Annotated in this window: 14 protein-coding genes and 2 pseudogenes; 7 read left to right on the top strand and 9 right to left on the bottom strand. The window is 68.3% G+C overall.

Annotated features, from left to right (window positions below; all coding sequences use genetic code 11):
- Positions 1-76 precede the first annotated feature (76 nt).
- Entirely contained in the window at positions 77-1,294 is a 1,218-nt protein-coding gene (locus MPSD_RS02760; protein WP_086085136.1) for a lysylphosphatidylglycerol synthase transmembrane domain-containing protein, read from the top strand.
- A 1-nt stretch (position 1,295) separates the two neighbouring features.
- Here the strand turns inward: MPSD_RS02760 and MPSD_RS02755 are convergent, their stop codons facing one another.
- On the bottom strand, positions 1,296-1,805 hold the full coding sequence (locus tag MPSD_RS02755; RefSeq protein ID WP_012392419.1) for a hemophore: 510 nt from the start codon (positions 1,803-1,805) through the stop codon (positions 1,296-1,298).
- A gap of 354 nt (positions 1,806-2,159) precedes the next feature.
- On the opposite strand from MPSD_RS02755, the gene MPSD_RS02750 reads away from it, so the two are divergent.
- Together MPSD_RS02750 and MPSD_RS02745 are read left to right on the top strand one after the other, a co-directional pair.
- Positions 2,160-5,177 carry an MMPL family transporter gene (locus tag MPSD_RS02750; RefSeq protein ID WP_020785062.1) on the top strand — a complete coding sequence of 1,006 codons (3,018 nt, stop codon included), beginning with the start codon at positions 2,160-2,162 and terminating at the stop codon, positions 5,175-5,177.
- Positions 5,174-5,713, top strand: coding sequence for a helix-turn-helix domain-containing protein (locus MPSD_RS02745; protein ID WP_012392417.1), 540 nt, complete (start codon positions 5,174-5,176; stop codon positions 5,711-5,713). Before MPSD_RS02750 ends, MPSD_RS02745 begins: the two co-directional genes overlap by 4 nt.
- Here MPSD_RS02745 and MPSD_RS02740 read toward each other — a convergent pair.
- Together MPSD_RS02740 and MPSD_RS02735 are read right to left on the bottom strand one after the other, a co-directional pair.
- Positions 5,700-6,389 (bottom strand): hypothetical protein, encoded by a 690-nt coding sequence (locus tag MPSD_RS02740; RefSeq protein ID WP_011739302.1) that lies wholly within the window; start codon positions 6,387-6,389, stop codon positions 5,700-5,702. The genes MPSD_RS02745 and MPSD_RS02740 overlap by 14 nt on opposite strands.
- Complete coding sequence (locus MPSD_RS02735; protein ID WP_020785063.1) at positions 6,386-7,033, bottom strand: hypothetical protein; 648 nt, start codon at positions 7,031-7,033, stop codon at positions 6,386-6,388. The genes MPSD_RS02740 and MPSD_RS02735 overlap by 4 nt, the downstream gene beginning before the upstream one ends.
- A gap of 42 nt (positions 7,034-7,075) precedes the next feature.
- On the opposite strand from MPSD_RS02735, the pseudogene MPSD_RS02730 reads away from it, so the two are divergent.
- Positions 7,076-9,070, top strand: a pseudogene (locus MPSD_RS02730) (M13 family metallopeptidase).
- Positions 9,071-9,126: 56 nt separating this feature from the next.
- On the opposite strand, the pseudogene MPSD_RS02725 reads toward MPSD_RS02730, so the two are convergent.
- The 5 genes and pseudogenes from MPSD_RS02725 to ricR form a co-directional block, all read right to left on the bottom strand.
- A pseudogene (locus tag MPSD_RS02725) lies at positions 9,127-11,363 on the bottom strand (molybdopterin-dependent oxidoreductase).
- A complete protein-coding gene (locus MPSD_RS02720) occupies positions 11,350-11,946 on the bottom strand; it encodes a TetR/AcrR family transcriptional regulator (RefSeq protein ID WP_036425897.1) in 597 nt (198 codons plus the stop codon). Before MPSD_RS02720 ends, MPSD_RS02725 begins: the two are co-directional and overlap by 14 nt.
- Positions 11,947-12,132: 186 nt before the next feature.
- Positions 12,133-13,146, bottom strand: a complete 1,014-nt coding sequence (locus tag MPSD_RS02715) for a L,D-transpeptidase (RefSeq protein ID WP_036425899.1) — start codon at positions 13,144-13,146, stop codon at positions 12,133-12,135.
- Positions 13,147-13,265: 119 nt separating this feature from the next.
- Positions 13,266-14,522 carry an MFS transporter gene (locus tag MPSD_RS02710; protein WP_036426981.1) on the bottom strand — a complete coding sequence of 419 codons (1,257 nt, stop codon included), beginning with the start codon at positions 14,520-14,522 and terminating at the stop codon, positions 13,266-13,268.
- 117 nt (positions 14,523-14,639) lie between these two features.
- Complete coding sequence (gene ricR, locus MPSD_RS02705; protein WP_086085137.1) at positions 14,640-14,930, bottom strand: copper-sensing transcriptional repressor RicR; 291 nt, start codon at positions 14,928-14,930, stop codon at positions 14,640-14,642.
- 139 nt (positions 14,931-15,069) lie between these two features.
- Here ricR and ilvD point away from each other — a divergent pair, with 139 nt between their 5' ends.
- From ilvD to mymT, 3 genes are all read left to right on the top strand, one after another.
- Positions 15,070-16,764 carry a dihydroxy-acid dehydratase gene (gene ilvD / locus MPSD_RS02700; protein ID WP_086085138.1) on the top strand — a complete coding sequence of 565 codons (1,695 nt, stop codon included), beginning with the start codon at positions 15,070-15,072 and terminating at the stop codon, positions 16,762-16,764.
- A gap of 225 nt (positions 16,765-16,989) precedes the next feature.
- Positions 16,990-20,331, top strand: a complete 3,342-nt coding sequence (locus MPSD_RS30395; RefSeq protein WP_119571696.1) for a PE family protein — start codon at positions 16,990-16,992, stop codon at positions 20,329-20,331.
- A gap of 114 nt (positions 20,332-20,445) precedes the next feature.
- Positions 20,446-20,607 (top strand): copper-binding metallothionein MymT, encoded by a 162-nt coding sequence (gene mymT, locus MPSD_RS02685; protein WP_231389811.1) that lies wholly within the window; start codon positions 20,446-20,448, stop codon positions 20,605-20,607.
- 45 nt (positions 20,608-20,652) lie between these two features.
- Here mymT and MPSD_RS02680 read toward each other — a convergent pair whose 3' ends face one another.
- The gene (locus MPSD_RS02680; protein ID WP_020785074.1) at positions 20,653-22,728 is read right to left on the bottom strand and encodes a beta-glucosidase; all 2,076 of its coding nucleotides are present in this window, start codon (positions 22,726-22,728) and stop codon (positions 20,653-20,655) included.
- Between the last annotated feature and the right edge of the window lie 38 nt (positions 22,729-22,766).

The following is a 22,766-nucleotide window of genomic DNA, read 5'->3' as shown; positions in this document are numbered from 1 at the left end:
ACGACCCCAGAACGAGGCAGACACGGTCAGTGACGTGCGGCGATCGTGGCATCACCTGCGCGGTTACCCTTATTCGATGTCGTTTGACGCCCCCGTCCGCAAACTCCGCCAGCGTGTGGGGGCGCTGCCCCGCGCTCGCGGGACGGAGGCACCCCGTGGCAAGTACTGGTGGCTGCGGTGGGCCGTGCTCGGCATCGTCGCGATCGTGCTTGCCGTCGAGGTGGCGCTGGGCTGGGACCAGCTGGCCAAAGCCTGGATGAGCATGTATCAGGCCAAGTGGTGGTGGCTGCTCGCGGCGATGGTGGCCGCGGCGGCGTCGATGCACAGTTTCGCGCAAATCCAGCGCACCCTGCTGAAGTCCGCGGGTGTGCACGTCCGCCAACTTCGGTCCGAAGCCGCGTTCTACGCCGCCAACTCGCTGAGCACCACCCTCCCCGGCGGTCCGGTGTTGTCGGCCACGTTCCTGCTGCGCCAGCAACGCATTTGGGGCGCCTCTACGGTGGTGGCGTCGTGGCAGCTGGTGATGTCGGGAGTGCTGCAGGCGGTGGGCCTGGCACTGCTCGGCCTGGGTGGTGCCTTTTTCCTGGGCGCCAAGAACAACCCGTTCTCACTGCTGTTCACCCTGGGCGGGTTCATCGCGTTGCTGCTGCTTGCCCAGGCGGTGGCCTCACGTCCGGAGTTGCTCGAGGGAATCGGCCGCCGGGTGCTGGCGTGGGTCAACTCGATCCGCGGCCGGCCGGCCGCGACCGGCATGGAGAAGTGGCGTCAGATTCTCATGCAACTCGAGTCGGTGAGCCTGAGCCGGCGCGATTTGGGAGTGGCATTTAGCTGGTCGCTTTTCAACTGGATCGCCGACGTCGCGTGTCTGGGCTTCGCCGCATACGCCGCGGGCGACCACGCGTCGGTCGCCGGGTTGACCGTTGCCTATGCGGCGGCCCGCGCGGTGGGCACCATCCCGTTGATGCCGGGTGGACTGTTGGTGGTCGAGGCCGTGCTGGTGCCTGGTTTGGTATCCAGCGGCATGGCCCTGCCCAACGCCATCTCCGCGATGCTGATCTATCGGCTGATCAGCTGGTTGTTCATCGCCGCGATCGGCTGGGTGGTGTTCTTCTTCATGTTCCGCACCGAGAAGGCCGCCGATTCCGACGCTGGCGACCCGCCAACCGACCCAAATCTGGCGATCGTCATCCCCATCCCGGGCGAACTGTACGAGGACCCGGCCGAAACGGCCCTGCAAGGTCCGCTACCGCCCCCCGACCGCGGGTGCGAGGGCAACCCCGGACGCATCGGCTAGCTCAGCCGGCGCGGTTCGCCGGCGCCGGCCCGGGCAGCGGGCCCGCCGCCACGGGCAGATTCCCCGGCGTCAGCGGCAGCCCAACGGCCGGTAGTCCCGACAAAGCACCGCCATCTTGGGCCGCCTGCGCCAGCCCCACCGCCTGCGACAGCGTGATCGGCAGCCGACACTGCGTTGAGAGATTGGTCAGCGGCTGCGACAGCGACTGCAGGTCGCTGGCGACTTTGGGATTCTTCTCCAGATAGCTCTTCAGCGATCCGAACGATTGCGGGCCCGCGGAGCCCTGGAAGGCCGCGGTCATCGCCTGATTGGTCTCCGGATGCGAGTCCAGGTAATCGCCCGTCTGCTTGGCGACCGAACCGATCGTTCTGGCCACTTCACTGGCGGCACATGGATCGGTAGCACCGGTGGCCGTCGGCTCTGCCACCGTCACGAGCGCGAGGCCCGGCAGCCCGACGGCGACCAATGCGGCGAACAGCCCGCGGCGCTTTGTCGCATTGCCTGACTTCATGGATAACTCCTCATGGATTGCATAACGTACGAATTCCCTTGCCACGCCAGTGGCGGCGATCAGCGACGCATTCCGTCGCGATCTGTCTGGACTGTCCCGGGTTGGTACTCGGATCGACCCAAGTCCCCCGCGTGGACATCAGCCATACTGCCATCTCCGGCGCGGGCACCGCCAACTCGCGCCGCGGCCCTGCGGCCACCCGGTGAACTTCACAGTGTCTTCCGAGCGTCCTGGCAGTGTCGGCATCGTTGCGGCTCAGCAACCAATAAACGGACCTACTCCACATTTGTCTGCGGTAGGCTCGCGAGCAACGCGTCGCGTGAGAATTACGGGGAGTCCGACATCCAGCAGTTCATGATGCGCCTGAGCCGCAACCTGCGCAGATTCCGCTGGTTGGTGTTCACCGGATGGATGCTGGCTCTGGTCCCGGCAATCTATCTGGCGCTGACTCAGTCAGGGAATCTCACCGGTGGCGGCTTCGAGGTCGCCGGGTCCCAGTCACTTCGGGTACACGATGTGCTCGAGGCGCAATACCCCGACCAGGGGGCATCCTCGCTGGCCCTGGTGGCGACCCCGCGCCCGGATGCCAGCTACCAGGACATCACCGACGCGGTCGCGCAACTGAGACGAATTGCCGGCGAATTTCCCGGGGTCTCGGAGGTGCCCGACCCCACCCAGCGGCCCCCGCAACCCGATCGGCCCTACGTGGTGTCGCTGCGCCTGGACGCCCGCAACGCGGGCACCAGCGACCTCGCCAAGAAGCTGCGCGCGCGAGTCGGCGTGGAAGGCGACAAACCGGGACAGACGGCGGATGGCCGGGTACGGCTCTACGTCATCGGCCAGGGTGCGCTCAGCGCCGCTGCGGCGGCGAACACCAAGCACGACATCGCCGCCGCGGAACGCTGGAACCTGCCCATCATCCTGATCGTCTTGTTGGCGGTGTTCGGCTCGCTGACCGCCGCGGCCATCCCGCTGGCGCTGGGGATCTGCACCGTCGTGGTCACGATGGGCCTGGTCTACCTGCTGTCGATGCACACCACGATGTCGGTGTTCGTGACGTCGACGGTGTCGATGTTCGGCATCACGCTGGCCGTCGACTACTCGCTGTTCATCTTGATGCGTTTCCGCGAGGAGTTGCGCTCCGGCCGTCAGCCCCAGGAGGCGGTGGACGCCGCCATGGCCACGTCCGGGCTGGCGGTGGCGCTGTCCGGCATGACCGTCGTCGCCTCGCTCAGCGGTATCTACCTGATCAACACCCCGGCGCTGCGATCCATGGCCACCGGGGCGATCCTCGCGGTGGCCGTCGCCATGCTGACATCGGCCACCCTGACGCCCGCGGTGCTGGCCACCTTTGCCCGGGCCGCCGCCAAGAGGTCGGCCCTGCTGCATTGGTCGCGCCGGCCGGAAAGCACCCAGTCCCGGTTCTGGACCCGCTGGGTGGGCTGGGTGATGCACCGGCCCTGGATCACCGCGTTGTCGGCTTCGGTCGTGCTGCTGCTGATGGCGGCACCGGCGGCGTCGATGGTGCTGGGCAACAGCCTGTTACGCCAGTTCGATTCCTCGCACGAGATCCGCGCCGGGGTGTCCGCGGCGGCCCAGGCCCTGGGACCGGGCGCGCTGGGTCCGGTCCAGGTGCTGATCAAGTTCCCCGACGGCGGCGCCTCCACGCCCGCACACAGCCAGACGGTCGGCGCGGTCCGCCAGCGGATGGCCCAAGGTCCCAACGTCACCACGGTGGCACCGCCGAAATTCGCCGAGGACAACGACAGCGCGCTGCTGAGCGCGGTGCTGTCGGTGGATCCCGAGGACATGGGTGCCCGCCACACCGTCGACTGGATGCGCAGCGAGCTACCGCAGGCTGCCGGCGGCGCCCAAGTCGACGTCGGCGGATCGACCGCGCTGATCAAGGATTTCGATGACCGGGTGTCGGCGACCGAGCCGCTGGTGCTGGCCTTCGTCGCGCTGATCGCCTTCGTGATGCTGTTGATCTCGATCCATTCGGTGCTGCTGGCGCTCAAGGGCGTGCTGATGACCTTGCTGTCGGTGGCGGCGGCCTACGGCAGCCTGGTCATGGTGTTCCAATGGGGCTGGGGGGAACGGCTCGGCTTCCCCCAGCTGACCTCCATCGACTCCACGGTGCCGCCGCTGGTCCTGGCGATGACCTTCGGGCTGTCCATGGACTACGAGATCTTCCTGCTCACCCGAATCCGGGAACGCTTCCTGCACACCGGCCGGACCCGCGACGCGGTGGCCTACGGCGTGAGCACCAGCGCACGCACCATCACCAGTGCGGCGCTGATCATGATCGCGGTGTTCTGCGGATTCGCCTTCGCCGGCATGCCGCTGGTGGCCGAGATCGGCGTCGCCTGCGCCGTCGCGATCGCGGTGGACGCCACGATCGTGCGGCTGATCATGGTGCCGGCCCTGATGGCGATGTTCTCGCAGTGGAACTGGTGGTTGCCCAGATGGCTGGGCCGGATCCTGCCGTCGGTGGACTTTGACCGGCCGTTGCCCGAGGTCGACCTCGCTGACGTCGTGGTCATTCCCGAGGACATCGCCGCGACGATTCCGCCTGGCGCCGACTTGCGCATGGTGCTCAAGTCGGCGGCCAAGCTCAAGCAGCTGGCACCCGACACCATCTGCGTGGCGGACCCCCTCGCATTCACCGGCTGTGAGCGGGTCGGCAAGGGGCCGGAGCGGATTCCCGAGCTCGTCAAGGACGGCCTCAACCTGGCCGGCGGCACCGACACCGCGGGACCGGGCGGTGCCGCTGAGGCCAAGAACGGTTCCAACGGGCAGTCGGCCGCGCGAAAGGCCGTCGGCCTGGCCTACCGCAGCGGCATCGCGCGCGCGATGTCGTGGGCGGAGCGCCCGGTCCATCCGGTCACCGTGTGGCGCGGGCGGCTCTCGATCGCACTGGACGCGCTGGAAACCAACGCCTCCGAGCGGCGGGCCGGCCCGGGCAGCGGGCGAGAGCCCAGCTACCGGCGGCGCAGCCCGGTGGAAACCACCAACGTCCAATTGCCCACCGGGGACCGGCTGCTGATCCCGACCGGGGCCGAAACGTTGCGTCTCAAGGGCTACCTGATCATGAGCCGTAACAGCAGCCGGGATTACGCCGAACTTGCAGACATGGTCGAAGCGATGGAACCCGAGACCGCGGCCGTCGTACTGGCGGGGATGGACAGGTACTACTGTTGTCAACCGCCAAGGCGGCAATGGATCGCCACCCAGCTGGTTCGGCGTCTTGCGGATCCGCATCCGTCTGATGTCGACGTTGAGTGGCCCCAGCCCGATGACAAGGCAGACTGGGAGGAAGTCCGGCAACGCTGTCTGGCGGTGGCAGTAGCCATGTTGGAGGAGGCGAGGTGACGTTGGCAACCGACCAGCGGAAACCTGCGCAAGTACAGCCGCCACACCGCCCCGATGGTGACAACCGCGAGCACTTCGTTGACCAGCCGGTGGAATTTTGGCCGACGGCAGCCATCCGTTCCGCGCTACAGAGCGGCGATATCGCCACCTGGAAGCGCATCGCCGCCGCGCTCAAGCGCGACCCCTACGGTCGCACCGCGCGCCAGGTGGAAGAGGTCCTCGGCGGAGCCCGGCCGATTGGCATCTCCAAAGCGCTGTGGGAGGTGCTGGACCGGGCCCGAGCCCATCTGGAAGCCAATGAGCGCGCCGAGGTCGCCCGTCACGTCAAGCTGCTGATGGATCGATCGGGTCTGGGCCAACAGGAATTCGCGTCCCGCATCGGCGTTTCGCCCGAGGACCTGGCCGCCTACCTGGACGGCAGCGTGAGCCCGTCGGCTTCGCTGATGATCCGGATGCGTCGCCTGTCCGACCGGTTCGTGCGGGTCAAGAACACCCGCGCGGCCGACTCCGACCAGGACGCGGCTAGCGGGAGTTGATCGGCACCACGTCGAGCACCAGCCAATCGTTGCCGCGCTTGGTCAAACTCACCCGCAACGCGGGCGCGGCCTGACTGGGCGGTTGACCGGGCGAGTTCTGGGTCACCCGCAGAATCACCGCGACACTGGCCGCCGACGGCCCCAGCGCCTCAACCCCGGCCGACAGCGTGTCGGCCTGGGCGGTGATCTTGTGTTGCACCAGATCGGCGCTGGATTTGGCGTACTGCGCTTTGAACTCCGCGACCCGCTCGGGCACCATCATCGCGGCGGCCCGGTCGGCTGACGCGTTGGGCGCACCCGGCGAGAAGGAGGCCACCGCCTCGGCCATTCCGGTGGCGATCGCGACCACCCTTCGCGAGTCCCGGTTGAAGTCGCGGTCGGGGGACGTCCAGTGGGTGTATCCGGTCAGCACCGCGGCCACCAACGCAGCAGTGCACAAAAAGACCACCGCCAGGCGCAGCCCGGGCGCCTCGTCGTCGGTGCCTACAGTGACCGCATCGCGGCGGAACAGCCAAAAATTGACGGCCACCCCTTCCAGGACCAACAGGACCAGGACCGAGCACGCCGATATCCACCACCACGGCCAGCCCAGGATGAAACCGATCATGACCAGCGCCGCGATCGCGACCAGCGGGGCCAAGATGTCGAATGCGGCAAGCCGCCATGCGTTTCTCATCGGATCGAAGCCAGCCCGGAGACCAACAGCTTGCCGTCGACATCGGAGACTTCCACCCGCAGGCTCCAATGCACCGTCTGCGGCTTGACGCCGGCGTTCTCGGCGACCGATGTCGCCACCAGCAGCACCGAGTCTGTTCTGCTGGCAAACAGCGGCAGCTTGGTGGTCACCACCGGCCGAGCGGTACCGGGCCGGGTGTCCAGATCGCGGTGCACCGTTTCGATCGCCACCGCCTCGATCCGGCCGCTGCTGTGTGTCTGCAACTTCTCCACCACCTGCCGGTAGGGCTGCACGGCCGCGTCGAAGTCGGTGTTGAGCTGTCCGACCGTGCCGTCGTGCAGCTGCTGCAGGCTGGAGTCGATGTTGCCGGCGTTCATGTTGATCAGCACATCCGTCCATTCGGCGGCGGCCTGCATGACACGGGTCAGGTAGACGCGCTCGGAGATTTCGTCGCGGTGGCCGATCCAGATCAGCACACCGAGCACCACCGCGGCCACCGACAGCACGCCGAGGAAGGCCGAGCCGACGCCATAGCTGGAGAACATCCCTTCGCCGGACGACTCCCCCTCGGTAGCGGCGGGCGCTGAGTCTGCAGAATCCGGATCGGAGTCTTTGGCGGTATCGGCCGCGGCGTCGTCTGGCATGGCCCGATCGTCGCACTTGAAATGAGGTGAAAAGATGGCGGGGTGACGTATGCGGCTGTTCGCTCGGGTATCGACCTGAGCCATGTAGATCCTGATGCCCGTCCGCAAGACGACTTGTTCGGCCACGTCAATGGTCGCTGGTTGAAGGAATACGACATACCCGCGGACCGGGCGACCGACGGCGCATTTCGCCACCTGTTCGACCGCGCCGAGGAGCAGGTGCGCGAGCTGATCATCGAAGCCAGTCAGCAGGGCGCCGCTACCAGGACCGACGAGCAGCGCATCGGTGACCTCTACGCCAGCTTCCTCGACGAGGAGACCGTCGAGCGCGTCGGCCTGCAGCCGCTGCACGACGAAGTGACCGCGATCGATGACGCCGCCGATCGCGACGCCCTGGCCGCGGCTATCGGGGCCCTGCAACGCACCGGGATGGGCGGTGGCGTCGGGCTGTACGTCGACACCGATTCCAAGGACTCGACCCGCTATCTCATGCACTTCTCCCAATCGGGCATCGGCCTGCCCGACGAGTCCTAGTTTCGGGAGGAGCGCCACGCCGCGGTGCTGGCCGCCTACCCCGGGCACATCGCCCGGATGTTCAGCCTGGTGTTCGGCGGCGACAGCACCGACCACGCCGACGTCGCGGCGCGCATCGTGGCGCTGGAAGCCAAACTGGCCGCGGCCCACTGGGATGTGGTGAAACGCCGCGATGCCGAACTCACCTACAACCTGCGCACGTTTGCCGAACTGCAGACCGAAGGGTCGGGATTCGATTGGACGGGCTGGGTCACCGCCGTGGGCACCACCCCGGCCGCCGTTGCCGAACTGGTGGTGCGCCAACCCGATTACCTACGGACCTTCGCGTCGCTGTGGACCAGCGAAAGCCTCGAAGACTGGAAGTGCTGGGCGCGCTGGCGGTTGATCCGGGCCCGCGCTCCGTGGCTGACCAGTGACCTGGTTGCCGAGGACTTCGAGTTCTACGGCCGCAGGCTGACCGGCGCCGAGCAGATTCGGGACCGCTGGAAGCGGGCGGTGGCGCTGGTGGAGAGCCTGACCGGTGACGCCGTCGGCAAGCTCTACGTGCAACGGCATTTCTCGCCGGATGCCAAGGACCGCGTCGACAAGCTGGTGGCCAACCTGCGGGAGGCCTACCGGATCAGCATCACCGACCTGGACTGGATGACCCCCCAGACCCGCGAACGGGCATTGACCAAATTGGCCAAGTTCACCGCCAAGGTCGGCTATCCCGTCAGATGGCGCGACTACTCCAAGTTGGTGATCGACCGCGGCGACCTCTACGGCAATTTCCGGCGCGGCTACGCGGTCGACCACGACCGGGAGCTGGCCAAGCTCGGCGGCCCGGTCGACCACGATGAGTGGTTCATGACGCCGCAGACCGTCAACGCCTACTACAACCCCGGGATGAACGAAATCGTGTTCCCGGCAGCGATTTTGCAGCCACCGTTCTTTGATGCGCAGGCCGATGACGCCGCCAACTACGGGGGAATCGGCGCGGTCATCGGACACGAGATCGGGCACGGATTCGACGACCAGGGCGCCAAATACGATGGCGACGGCAACCTGGTCGACTGGTGGACCGATGCCGACCGTACCGAGTTCGCACACCGGACCAAGGCATTGATCGACCAGTACGAGGCCTACGTGCCGCGGGATCTGGCGGCTTCCGAGGGCCCGCCGCATGTCCAGGGCGCGTTCACCGTGGGTGAGAACATCGGCGATCTGGGCGGACTGTCCATCGCCCTGTTGGCCTACCAGCTCTCGCTGCAGGGCAAGCGGGCTCCGGTCATCGACGGTCTCACCGGCGTGCAACGGGTGTTCTTCGGCTGGGCTCAGGTGTGGCGCACCAAATCACGTGACGCCGAGGCGATCCGGCGGCTCGCCGTGGACCCGCATTCCCCGCCGGAGTTCCGGTGCAATGGCGTCGTGCGCAACCTGGACGCGTTCTATGACGCGTTTGACGTCGCCGAGGACGACGAGCTGTTCCTGACTCCGCAGAGCCGGGTCAGGATCTGGAACTAGCCCCTGACCCCGGCGAGCAGACACAAACTCGCACGGTTTCGCGGCTGGATATGCGATTACGCGTCTGCTCGGCAGGCCTCGATTCGGGCCGGCACATGCTTGTGCCAGGGCGTCCCGGCGTAGGGGTCGCGCCATTTGGTCGAGGTGAGCGCGTTCGGGGCGACTCCTGGAACAACGGTTCGGCCGTCGCCGTCGACGTAGTCCAGGCCGAAACCGTTGGGCAGCGAGGCATGCCCGGGCAGCATCACCTCGGTGACCTCCACCGTCGCCTCGGCGGCGCCGGCCGCGGTGGTGATCCGGGCCCGGCATCCGTCGGTAAGCCCGAGAGCCTGGGCATCCTCGACGCTGACACGCAGTGCGCCATCGGCGTCGCGTTTGCGCCACGACGGGTCACGGAAGATGTCGTTGGCGGTGTAGGCGCGGCGCTCGCCCACCGACAGCACGATCGGCAGCTCTGTGGTGGTCAACGACATCTTCAGGTCGGCCAGTGACCTTATCTCGTCCAGCATTTCGGGAATGCCCAGTGCGATCTTGTGATCGTCGTTATTGATGAGTTCGAAGTCGTCCTCGTAGTTGTGGGCGGTGAAGGTGACCCCGGAGCGACCGTTGAGGATCGCGTCGAACAGCGCGTTCCCGTCGGTGTGCCCAGCCCGCCGAACCGCATCCGGGTAGGTCATCGCCGTCTTCTGCGCCAGTCCCCACAGCGCGGCGGCGCCGGCCATACCGTCGGGCAAGGTGGGGCCCAGCGTTTCGTAGAGCACATAGGGAAGCAGTTTGGCCACGCTCGGATTGGAGGCCACCGCCACCAGGAACGCCTCGGTGTACGCCTGACGCCCCCGCTGCGCCGCCTCCCGCAGCGGCCGCAGATCATCGTCGGTGACAAAACCCAGGGCGCGCACCAACCGGGCCCAGATCTCGGGTTCGGGCAACGTGCCCGGCAACGGGTCCAGCAGTGGGTGCCGTAGATGCACCGCGTTGTGCGGGAATTCCAGGTTGAAGAAGGTGGCTTCGGGCTTCTCGAATTGCGAAGCGGCCGGTAGCACGTAGTGGGCGAGCCTGGCGGTCTCGGTCATCGCCACATCGATGACCACCATCAGTTCCAGCGCCTCGAACGCCTGCCGGCAGGCCGCCGAATCAGCCAGGGAGTGAGCGGGATTGGCGCTCTCGACGATCATGGCGCGGAATCGGTCGGGGTGGTCGGTGAGAATCTCCTCGGGAACCACGTTGCCGGCACCAGTCCGGCGATGATCCGTGCCCCGGTGACCGGGGTGCGCCCGGAGGTCATGCTGAACAGCGGGGCGAACGACGAATGCAGGTGCTGGCCGCCCTTTTTCGCGAAATTTCCGGTGAGAATCCACAGCATCTTGTTCAGGTAGGAAACCAGCGTGCTGTTGGGTGCCTGCTGGACGCCGAGGTCCTCGAACACCGCGACGCTGGCGGCGCCGCCGATGCGCCGCGCGGCCGCGCGCAGCAACTCCTCGTCGACCCCGCAACGCTGCGCAAACTCGGCGACCGGCACCTCAGCCAAGACCTCGCGGACTTCTTCCACACCGCGCACATGCTCGGCGAGAAATGCTTCGTCACAGAGGTTTTCCTGGACCAGAACCGCCGCCAATGCGGCGACGCACCAGGCGTCGGCGCCGGGGTGCACCCGCAGGTGAAAGTCGGCCATCTTCGCGGTGTCGGTGACGACAGGGTCGATGACGATCATCGACCGGGCGGGATCTTTGGCGATCTCGTTGAGCACCACCCGCGCCCTGGGGAAGCTTTGCGACATCCAGGGGTTCTTCCCGATGAACACCGACACCTCGGCGTGTTCGAACTCACCACGGGTATGACCGCCGTAGAGCTTCCCGTCTATCCACGCCTCCCCGGTCTTCTCCTGTGCCAACGCATTTGACCGGTAGCGGGAGCCCAGGGCTTTCAGGAAGGCGCCACTGTAGACACCGCCGAGGTGATTGCCCTGGCCCCCTCCGCCGTAGTAGAAGATCTTGTCGCCGCCATGCACATCCCGGATGCGCTTGAACCCCTCGGCGATCTCGACAATGGCGGTGTCCCAGTCGATCTCCTCGTAGGTCCCATCCGGGCGGCGCCGCAACGGCGCCGTCAGCCGGCCTCGGCTGTTTTGATAGTGGTCCAGCCGCAAAGCCTTGTTGCAGGTGTACCCCCGTGACGCCGGATGCGCTTTGTCGCCACGAATGCGGGCCAACGTACGATCCTCGACCTGTACCACGATGCCGCAATTGCATTCGCACAGGATGCAGGCCGTGGGCTGCCAGTCAGTTGTGGTCATTGCGATTCCCTTCCGGCCGTTGCGCCAGCAGCATGCTGCGCAGTTGGCGGTGAACAACATCCAGCGGCGTCAGGTCACGCCGCACCCGAGCCAGCAGGAGTGCGCCTTCCAGCGTCGACATCGCCGTCACCGCCAACTCGTGGGCGCTATCCAGGGGTATGCCGTCGCTGACGAACCGCTGCGCGATCAGATCCGACCAGCGGTCGAACACCGCTGCCGCGTGCTCGACCACCGGAGCCATCCGTTCCCGATCCGATGGTTCGCCGGCTTCGACCGAGACCGCCGCGACGGGGCAGCCAGCGCGAAAATCGTTGGCGCGCAGCTGCTCACGATACTGATCGATGAGGGTGTCAAGCAGGTCCAAACTCCGGTTCGCCGAACCGATGATCTTTGCGACATGCGCGCCGGCGTAGTCGACGGCCTCACACAACAACTGAGTGCGTCCGCCCGGGAAGTAGTGGTAGGCCGACCCGCGCGGTGCGCCGCTGTGTTGCAGCACATCGGAGATGGCGGTGGCGCGCGCACCACGCTCGCGAATCAGAAGTACGGCTGAAATGACCATCCGTTCGCGCGGACTCGGCATATGTATGCTGCTATACATAACACCCGGACCGGCGAAAGCCCTGTTCAGAAATCGACATCGGGAATTTGCGGTGGGTTCAGCAGTCCCCGACATGCGAGCGCACTCGCGAAATTGGGCGCCGGGCGCGATTCAGTGCAGATTCAGGGCCGGTATTGCGCCCTCAGGCGCGCACCAGCACCGGCACCGCTAGATCTGCCAGTCTTGCGCGCCGTCGTTCTTGTTGTAGGTCCCCACCGAGTTCTTCACCACGATCGGGTCACCGCTGCCGAAGTTGTCGAAGAACCACTTGGCGTTGGTCGGGCTGAGGTTGATGCAGCCGTGACTGACATCGCGCTTGCCCTGGTCCCCTACCGACCACGGCGCACTGTGCACGAAGTTGCCGCTGTTATCGATCCGGACGGCGTCGGCGACGGTCACCTTGTAGCCCTGCGGCGAGTTGACCGGCACACCGTAGGTCGAGGAGTCCATCACCACCGTGGGCATCTTCTCCAGCACGTAGTACGTGCCGTTGGGCGTCTGGTGGTTACCGGCCGCCATGCCCATGGACATCGGGAAGGTCTGCTCGACGACCCCGTTGCGGGTGATCGTCATCTGGTGCGTGGCGTCGTCGGCGGTGGCCACCAACGAGTCACCGGTGCGGAAGCTCGATTTGGTGCCCGCCGCGTCGATGTTCACCGCGGTGTTGGCCGGCCAGAATTGGAACGGCCGCCAGCGCACCTGCGTCGGAGTCATCCAATAGAACTTGCCCGGCACCGGCGGAATCGACGAAATGTGGATGGCGCTTTCGGCCATCGCCTGGTCGGCGATCGGCACCTGGAAGTTGATGATGATCGGCTTGGCCACTCCAACCATCGCACCGTCAACCGGGTTGAACGACGGCGGCCGGAACGGGGGCGGGCCGAAGAACGGAGTCGGGTCCTGCCCGGCCACCGGACCGGCAGCGACCGGCACCAATGGCGGCGGGGCCAACGGGTCGGGGAACGGCGGCGGCGCCAGCGGGTCGGGCATCGGCGGCAGCGCCAGCGGCCCCGGCGGGTCCGGCGCGGGTTCGGCCGGGGCAATCACCGGCGGATCGCCGGGAGCGTCATCCGGGTCGGCAACAGCGGGGCCGGCACCCAGCAGCAGCACGCCAACGACTCCGGCCGCATTGACAGCGGCGAAGAGGCTTCCCCTGATTCGGCCTCTCGTCCAGCGCGACATATGACATCCCTCCGGTCACGTCCTGGAACCCAGTGTGGCATAGCACAGCCACCCGATGCCCATTCCGCGACCGTCCAAAACCCCGTCAGCCGACGATTCCGAGTCTTTGACCTGCGACTTTACTGGTTGTGTGAAGTTGCGCCAGCAACCGCGACCGGGGCCTCGAACACGCGGCGAGCCGACGTCATCCCGACCAGCGCCACGCCCATCAAGCCCGCGGAAGCGGTCAGCATCATCGCCACACTCCGCTCATAGAGCAGCCCACCGATCAACGAGCCGGCCATGATGCCCACCTGAAATGCCGTCACATAAAGGCCGGAGGCGCCGTCCGGGTCGTCGGCCCCGCTGCGCATCGCCGCGGATTGCAGCATCGGCGACACCGCGGTCGCAGCGGCGCCCCACAGCACGATCGCCCCCGTCCCGACCACCAACGCCGTCATCGGGGCCAGGTGACCCCCGAATGCCAGCGCGGTCAGCAGCACGAACGCAAACGTCAGCCCGGCCACACAGAAAATGATGGTGCCCTTTGGCCGGCGGTCCAGCGGTCGCGCCACCAGCGCCACCGCGACGACACCCGCGACACCGTAGGCGGCCAACAGCCAGGCCAGGCTGGGCCCACGTACACCGACGACTTGCCGGATGATCACCACGATGTAGGTATAGGAAACGAAATGGCCGGTGACGCCGACCATGGTGATCAGGCTGACGATGATCAGCGCCCGGTTGCGGTGATGCCGCGACCGCGGGCCCACATACTGCAACTGATCGGCGCTAAGCACCATTTCGGGGAGCAACAGCCGGGCGGCCACCGTCACAACGGCGGCCGCGACCGTCACACAAACCGCGGCCAGCCGCCAGCCCCACATCAGGCTCAGGGCCGCGGTGAGCGGGCTGCCGATCACCAGCGCCAGGCTGGTCCCGATGTAGATCGAGGTGGTGGCGCGTCCGGCGTGGCTGGGCGGCACCAATCGGGTAGCGATCGGGGCGATCACCGACCACAGCAAGCCATGGGTGATCGCGCACAGCGCCCGTCCGGCGGCCAGCACCGCAAAATTGGGCGCCAGCGCCGAGATGAGCTGCGAGATGGTCAGACACACCAGGCTGACCATCAGGGCGTGGCGGCGCGGCCAGTGCGCGGTCCAGCGCACCAGCGGAACCGTCGTCAGGGCCGCAACCAGCGCATACCAGGACAACAGGATCCCCACCAGTACCACGCTGATGTGCAGGTTCCGCGCGATGGCCGACAAGGCGCCAACCGGCAGGATCTCCGCGGTCACATAGATGAAGGCCGCCGCCGCCAGCACAGACAGTTGTGCAGCGACTCGTGGCGTCCACGGTCGCGCTGCGGTGGTTGCGGTTCGGGCTTCGGAAGTCATGGCGAGTGCGACGGGATCGGCCGGTACTGCGGTAGTGCTACGACCGATCACGCTGCTCTCACCGTACGCACCACACCGGCGGCATTAAACCCGGTGGCCCCGCAACACACCCTCGCGTTACGAACGAACAAAACGTGCGATGGCCGCGGACGCCTCCGCGAGCTTGCCGTCGGCGTCGGTGCCCCCCTCGGCCACCGCGCGGGTGACGCAGTGATTCAGATGTTCGTCGAGCAGGTTCAAGGCCACCGACCGCAGTGCGCTGTTGACGGCGCTGATCTGGGTGAGCACGTCGATGCAGTACTTGTCCTCGTCAATCATGCGGGCGATGCCGCGCACCTGACCCTCGATCCGGCGCAGCCGCTTGGCATAATTTTCCTTCTGCTGCGAATACCCGTGTGCGGTTGTCATAACTCTCCATACGCTCGGAACGCTCCCCCGACGGAAGTCTCTGATCACACTTGCCGGAGGGACTCAGTTGCATGATATACCCCGTTGGGGTATGAGGTCCCGATTTTGGCGACGATGACCCTGCGAGCATACTTGGGCAATGCCAGAAGCCGATATCAAGCCCCGTAGCCGCGACGTCACTGACGGACTGGAAAAAGCCGCTGCCCGTGGCATGTTGCGGGCGGTAGGCATGGTCGACGAAGACTTCGCCAAGGCGCAGATCGGGGTTGCCTCGTCCTGGAACGAGATTACGCCGTGCAACCTCTCGCTGGACCGGCTGGCCAAGTCGGTGAAAGAGGGGGTGTTCGCCGCGGGCGGCTACCCGCTTAAGTTCGGCACGATTTCGGTCTCCGACGGCATTTCGATGGGTCACGAGGGCATGCACTTCTCCCTGGTGTCGCGCGAAGTGATCGCCGACAGCGTGGAAACCGTGATGCAGGCCGAGCGCCTCGACGGCTCGGTGCTGCTGGCCGGATGCGACAAATCCCTGCCCGGAATGCTGATGGCCGCCGCCCGTTTGGATTTGGCGTCGGTGTTTCTCTACGCGGGCTCGATCCTTCCGGGGGTCGCCAAGCTCTCCGACGGCAGCGAACGCGAGGTCACCATCATCGACGCGTTCGAAGCGGTCGGCGCGTGCTCGCGAGGGTTGATGAGCCGAGCCGACGTCGACGCCATCGAGCGCGCGATCTGCCCCGGCGAGGGTGCCTGTGGCGGGATGTACACGGCCAACACGATGGCCAGTGCCGCTGAAGCACTTGGCATGTCGCTGCCGGGCAGCGCGGCGCCCCCGGCCACCGACCGCCGCCGCGACGGGTTCGCCCGGCAAAGCGGTCAAGCCGTCATCGAATTGCTGCGCCAGGGCATTACCGCTCGCGACATCATGACCCGGGAGGCGTTCGAGAACGCCATCGCGGTGGTGATGGCATTCGGCGGCTCGACCAATGCGGTGCTGCACCTGCTGGCGATCGCCCATGAGGCCAACGTCGAGCTCACGCTCGACGACTTCAGCCGGATCGGCTCGAAGGTGCCGCACCTAGCCGATGTCAAGCCGTTCGGCCGCCATGTGATGTCCCACGTCGACCACATCGGCGGCGTGCCGGTGGTCATGAAGACTTTGCTGGATGCCGGCCTGCTGCACGGGGATTGCCTGACCGTGACCGGCCGGACCGTGGCCGAGAACCTGGAGGCCATTGCTCCGCCGGACCCGGACGGCAAGGTGCTACGCGCGCTGAACAACCCGATCCATGCGACCGGGGGCATCACCATCCTGCGTGGATCCCTGGCCCCCGAAGGTGCCGTGGTCAAGACGGCCGGCTTGGACACCGATGTATTCGAAGGAACGGCACGGGTTTTCGACGGCGAGCGGGCCGCGCTGGATGCCCTCGAGGACGGCACCATCACCCACGGTGACGTGGTGGTGATCCGTTACGAGGGACCCAAGGGCGGCCCCGGGATGCGGGAGATGCTCGCCATCACCGGCGCGATCAAGGGCGCCGGGCTCGGCAAAGACGTGCTGCTGTTGACCGACGGTCGATTCTCCGGCGGCACAACGGGCTTCTGTGTGGGACACATCGCACCCGAGGCGGTGGATGCCGGACCGATCGCGTTCGTGCGCGACGGCGACCGGATCCGGCTCGACGTTGCCGGCCGGACGCTCGACGTTCTGACCGACCCGGCAGAGTTCGCGGCCCGTCAACAGAATTTCACTCCTCCGACGCCGCGTTACAAGACCGGCGTACTGGCCAAGTACGTCAAGCTGGTCGGCTCCGCCGCGATCGGCGCGGTCTGCGGCTAACCCGATAAGCCCGGATGGCTTGTGGTTGAGCGGTTCTGGAACCACCAGCCGCCCGGGCCGGTGCCCGCCACCCGGGCCGTACCCACGGCTGCGCCACCGGCGCCCTGGGATGCCGCGCGTTTCCACGACAACCGCGACAGGCGCCACACCTTGGCGATACCATCGTGGAATCCATCGCCCAGCACCTGCTGGGCGATGGATTCGTGAGGTACAGCGAGGTGCGCGATGACGTTTGTACTGGTCTCCCCGGAAGCCATGGCGTCGGCCGCGGCCGACATAGAGCGCATCGGGGCGCTACTGACCCAGGGAAACGCCGCTGCCGCCAGCCCGACCATCAACGTGGCCAGCGCCGCGGCCGATGAGGTGTCCACAGCGATCGCGGCACTGTTTTCCCAGCACGCCAAGACCTATCAGCTGCTGGCCGCCGAGCTGGCCGCCATTCATGACCGGTTCACAAAAACCGTTCTGGCTAGCGCGAATTCATATGCCTCTGCCGAGGCGACCAATGCTGCCGACGCCCTGCTCGGGGTGATCAATACGCCCACTCAGGCACTGCTGGGCCGGCCGCTGATCGGCAACGGCGCCAACGGCACCACGGTCAACGGGGTCGGGACGCCGGGCGGAGACGGCGGCATCTTGTACGGCAACGGCGGCAACGGCGGAACCAGCACCAACGCTGCAACGGCCGGCGGCGCCGGCGGATCCGCCGGCCTCATCGGCAATGGCGGCATCGGCGGCCAAGGCGGTGCCGGCGGGATCGACGGCGCCGGCGGGTCCGCGGCATTTTTCGGCAATGGCGGTGCGGGCGGGCACGGTGGCGCCGGCGGGGCCGGTGGAATCGGGGGCAACGGCGGGTTCTTCGGCAACGGCGGGGCCGGTGGCAACGGCAGCACCGGTGGGGTCGGTCTGGCCGGCGGGGACGGCGGTGCCGGCGGGGCCGGCGGGCGGGCCGGATTGCTTGGCTACGGCGGCGCCGGCGGGGCCGGCGGGCTCGGCGGTAGCGGCGGCGCGGCGCTGCCCAATCAACAGAGCGGGAACGGCGGCGGCGGTGGCCACGGCGGGGCCGGCGGAGCCGCCGGATGGTTCGGGCACGCGGGTGTCGGTGGCGACGGCGGCACCGGAGGTGCGGGAGGTAATGGACAGGCCGGCCAGCTCAGCAACGACGTCGGCGGCGATGGCGGCCGTGGCGGTGCCGGCGGAGCCGCCGGGGCGCGCGGCGACGCCGGTCTGTTGGGTCTCAATGGCGCCGGCGGCCACGGAGGCGGCGGCGGGATGGGCGGCACCGGCGGTACCGGGGCGGCCGCTGCCGCCGGGATCAACGCGGCCGCCGGCGGCACCGGAGGTGACGGCGGCGCCGCGGGCGCGGGCGGAGCCGCCGGGGTCGGCGGGTTCGGCGGATCGGCCGGTAGCTACGGCAACGGCGGCGGGGGCGGAAACGGCGGCACGGGTGGGGCCGGGGCCAACGCGGTGGCCGGAACCGGCGACAACGGCAGCGACGGCGCCGCTGGTGGCCAGGGTGGCTCCGGCGGCAACAGCGGCGCCGGTGGGACGAACGGCAGCGGCGGCAACGGCGGCCTCGGAGGCGCCGGTGGCGACGGGGGCAGCGGCACCACCGACACCGGCGGCGGTGCGGGCAACGGGGGCAGCAGCGGCAAGGGCGGTACCGGAGGGGTCAGCGGCGTCGCCGGTAGCGGAGGCGCGGGCGGCACCGGAGGCGCCGGAGGCACGGGAGGGGCGGGCGGCACCGGAGGCAACGGCGCAGCGGGCAAGAGCGATACCGGAGACATCGGCGGCAGCGGGGGCTACGGCGGCGACGGCGGAAACGGCGGCAACAGTCTTCCCGGGGGCACCAACGGCGCGGGCGGCACCGGAGGCACCGGAGGCGAGGGCGGAGGGGCGGCACCGGCACCCCCGATACCGGCAGCGGGGGCGGTGATGGCGGAGACGGCGGCTACGGCGGTAGTGGCGGCTTGCCCGGGCATGGTGATGGCGCCGACGGTGTGGCCGGCACCGGCGGCAAGGGCGAAGCGGGCGGAGCGGCCGGCACCGGCGCGAACGCCACCGCCGGAACCGACCGCTACGGCGGTTATGGCGGCGACGGCGGTGGCGGCGGGGGCGGCGGCTACGGGGGCAACAGCATCCGGGGGACCGGCGGGGTTGGCGGCGAGGGCGGCACCGGCGGCAACTCCGCTGCCGGCGGCACGTCCGGCGACGGCACCCAGGTGGCCTGGGGCCGGGGCGGCGATGGCGGCGACGGTGGACAGGGCGGCTACGGCGGCGCCGGCTCGTTCGAGCAACCCGGCGGCACTGGCGGCGCCGGCGGCACCGGTGGTACCGGCGGCAATAGTGGCACCGGCGGCACCAGCGGCAACGGCGGCTCCGGCGGCCCGGGCGACTACAACGAAAACGGCTATGCCGGGGGCAGCGGGGGGACCGGCGGCACCGGCGGTGACCCGGGGACCGGCGGGACGGCGGCCGTCGGCGGCGACGGCGGCACCGGTGGCATCGGCGGAGGCGGCGGCTACGGGGGCACCGGCTTTGATGCGGCGGGCGCCATGGGCGGGATCGGTGGAACCGGCGGCACCGGTGGCAACCCGGGCCCCGGCGGTATCGGCGGCAACGGTGGCGATGGCGGCACCGGCGGCCCCGGCGGGTACGGCGACACCGGCTTCGGAACGGCGGGATACGCCGGCGGCACCGGAGGCACCGGCGGGACAGGCGGTGCCCCCGGGCCCGGCGGTAGTGCCGCCGGCAATGGTGGCGCCGGCGGCATCGGCGGCACCGGCGGCAGCGGGGCCACCTCAGCGGGGTTTGCCGGCGGAGATGGCGGCAAGGGCGGTACCGGTGGCACTGGCGGTTCGGCCGGTGCCGGTGCCGCTAATGGCAGCGGCGGCACCGGCGGCCAAGGCGGATACGCCGGCAAGGGCGGTTACGGCGGCATCACCAACGGCACCTACGAGGGCATGCCCGGCGGCGTCGGCGGAACCGGCGGCGCCGGCGGCGAGGGTGGATTGCCCGGCACCGGCGCGGGCACCGCCGGCAGCATCGGAAGTGCCGGTAACGGGGGCGAAGGCGGGTTCGGTGGCACCGGCGGCAACAGCTACTACGCCGGAAACGCCGGCCCGGGTGACCAGGGCGGAGCCGGCGCCAACGGCGCTCCCGGCCTGGCCCGGCGGCACCGGCGGCGCCGGCGGGTTCGGCGGCACCGGGGGAATCGCGAACGGCACCGGAAACGGCGGAACCGGAGGTAAGGGCGGAACCGGCGGCTACGGCGGGACAGGCGGCACCGCAACCACGGCCGGCCAGACTGGCGGCGACGGGGGCGACGGCGGCAAGGGCGGGGGCGGCGGCACCGGCGGCAAAGCAAACGGCGGCGACGGCGACGACGGCGGAGGCGGGGGCGACGGCGGCGCAGGCGGGGCCGGCGGCAACGGCGACGGCGCTGTGGGCGGCATCGGCGGCGGCGGTGGCACCGGCGGCACCGGAGGCACCGGCACCCCGCCCGGCGGAGCCAACGGCGGACCGGGCAAGACCGGCGCGGACGGCCTCGGCGGCCACACCAGCTGAGCCCGACGACCCGATCGGCTACCCCAAAATCACCCATCATCCTTTACCAGATACCCGTATAGGGTATAAAATCTTGCGGAGGTAAACCGGAGGGACTTCAGTCCCATGACTTGGATGAGGGAGATACCGATGGCAACTCACGAGGCCGGGACCATGTTGACCTGCGGCCACGAAGGCTGCGGCTGTCGCGTTCGGATCGAGGTACCGTGCCACTGCTCGGGCTCCGGCGAGCCCTACCGCTGCACCTGCGGTGACGCCTTGGTTCCCGTCCAGTAGGCATGAGGGGCCGGCCGGATCCCGGGAACTCGTCGATTCCGGCGATCAGCGTCCGAATGTCCGGCCGGCCAGCTCCGCCTCGGCGGCCGCGCTCAACGCGGCCGCCGAGGCGCCCACCGCGACCGTGTAGGTGCCCGCTTCGATGCGCCAGCACCCGGCGGCGCCGTCGTAGCAGGCCAGCAGTCGTGGATCGGCAACGATCTCCACGGCACACGACTGGCCCGGTTCGAGTTCGACTCGCTCAAACCCCAATAGCCGCAACCGCGGCTCACCGGTGACCGCGGTCAGGTACACCTGCGGGACATCCGCCCCGCTTCGATCGCCGGTATTGGCGACCCCGAACGTGACCGTCACCGTGTCGCCGCCGCTGACCGCCAGGTCCCGGTAGCCGAAACTGGTGTAGGTCAGCCCATGCCCGAACGCGAAGTTCGGAACCTCTCCGGTGGTAGCGAACCAGCGGTAGCCGATATCGGCGCCCTCGCGGTAGTGGATGCGCATCGGCGCTCCCACCGGCGCCCCGTAGCCGGGGAGCTCCGGGCGCGGTGTCTGGCCGAGGCCGACCGGAAACGTGATCGGCAGCCGCCCGCACGGATTCACCCGGCCGGCCAGGACTTCCGCGATGACCCGGGCACCCGCCTGGCCCGGATACCAGGCCTGCACAATCGCGTTCACCGGGTCTTGCCACGGCATGGCCACCGGGTTGCCGGTCTCGAGCACGACCACCGTGTTCGGGTTTGCCGCCGCCACCGCACTGATCACCGCGTCCTGCCCCCACGGCAGCGTCAAGTCGGCGCTGTCGAAGCCTTCGCCCTCGGCCCGGATTGCGAATACCACCGCGACGTCGGCCCGCCGGGCCACCGCCACCGCCTCCGCTGGGTTGATCCCCGGATCGAATTCGAGCTCAGCGTTGCCAAACTGGGTACGCAACTCATCGAGCGGGCTTGACCCAAGCAGATAGAGGTTGCGCACGCCCGCCGTCAGTCCTGCCCCGCCGATCGGAATCACCTCGGCGTAGCCGCCGGGGGGAACCACAGCGCTGGAGCCGTAGCCGGCCACCACTCCAAGCTGCGCGTAGCCGCCGATGACGGCGATGCGGGTGCCCGGCGCCGGCGTCAGCGGTAGCACTCCCCTGTTCTGCAGCAGCACAATTCCCTGGCGTGCGATCTCAGCGGCGACCTCGTCGTGGGCATCCATGTCGGGCGCCGGTGCCGGCTCCCAGCGATCGACACCGACCGCGAACATCGACCGCAGGATGCGTCGGACCATCTCCGAGAGGCGAGCTTTGGGAAGCCGCCCCTCGTGGTACGCGGCCCGCAGCGGATCGCCGAATGCCTCTGATTGCCAAAGGATCGCATCGATCTGGGCGCCGCACTCCTGATCCAGGCCACCCAGCGCGCACTCCCATCCCGGCGTGCCGCCCCAGTCCGACATCACCCAACCGCGATATCCCCAGGCCCCTTTGAGCACCTCATTGATCAACTCCCCGTTGGCGGCGGCATACACACCGTTGACTTTGTTGTACGCCGCCATCACCGCGCCAGGCTGGGCGCGTTCGATGGCAATCTCAAAGGCCAGCAAGTCCGATTCGCGGTGGGCATCGGGATCGATGACGGCATCCAACCAGTGCCGGTTGGTCTCATTGCAGTTCAACGAAAAGTGCTTGACCGTTGAGATGACACCCTGTTGCTGGATGCCGATGATCGACTCTGCGACCATGGCCGCCGTCAAAAACGGGTCCTCGGAAAGATATTCGAAGTTGCGCCCGTTGCGCGGGTCCCGAGCCAGGTTCATCGCTCCCGCCAATTGGACGTTGAACCCGCGGCTGCGGGCCTCGCGACCGATCACTTCACCCGCGCTACGGGCGAGCGCAGGGTTGAAACTGGCCGCCAGCGCAAGTCCGGCCGGCAATGCGGTGGCGGTGTCACCGGGGCGATACCCGGGATTGGTGACGCCCAGGCCGGCATCGCTCATCAGCAACGCCGGCACCCCGAGCCGCGCAATCCCCGGCACGTACCCGGCAGACATCGGCACGTCCGCGGGTATGCGTTCATCACGCAGCGGCCACAGGTCGCCGGCCCCCATCACACCCAGCAACAGCGAGAAGCGCTCCTCGTCGGTCATTTCGGACTCAACTTGGCGGGCACGGACGTCAGCGGGGG

The organism is Mycobacterium pseudoshottsii JCM 15466, assembly GCF_003584745.1.
GTDB classification, from domain to species: domain Bacteria; phylum Actinomycetota; class Actinomycetes; order Mycobacteriales; family Mycobacteriaceae; genus Mycobacterium; species Mycobacterium marinum.
Note: the sequence above shows the minus strand (reverse complement) of the source record. Positions and strands in the feature narration are given on the sequence as shown.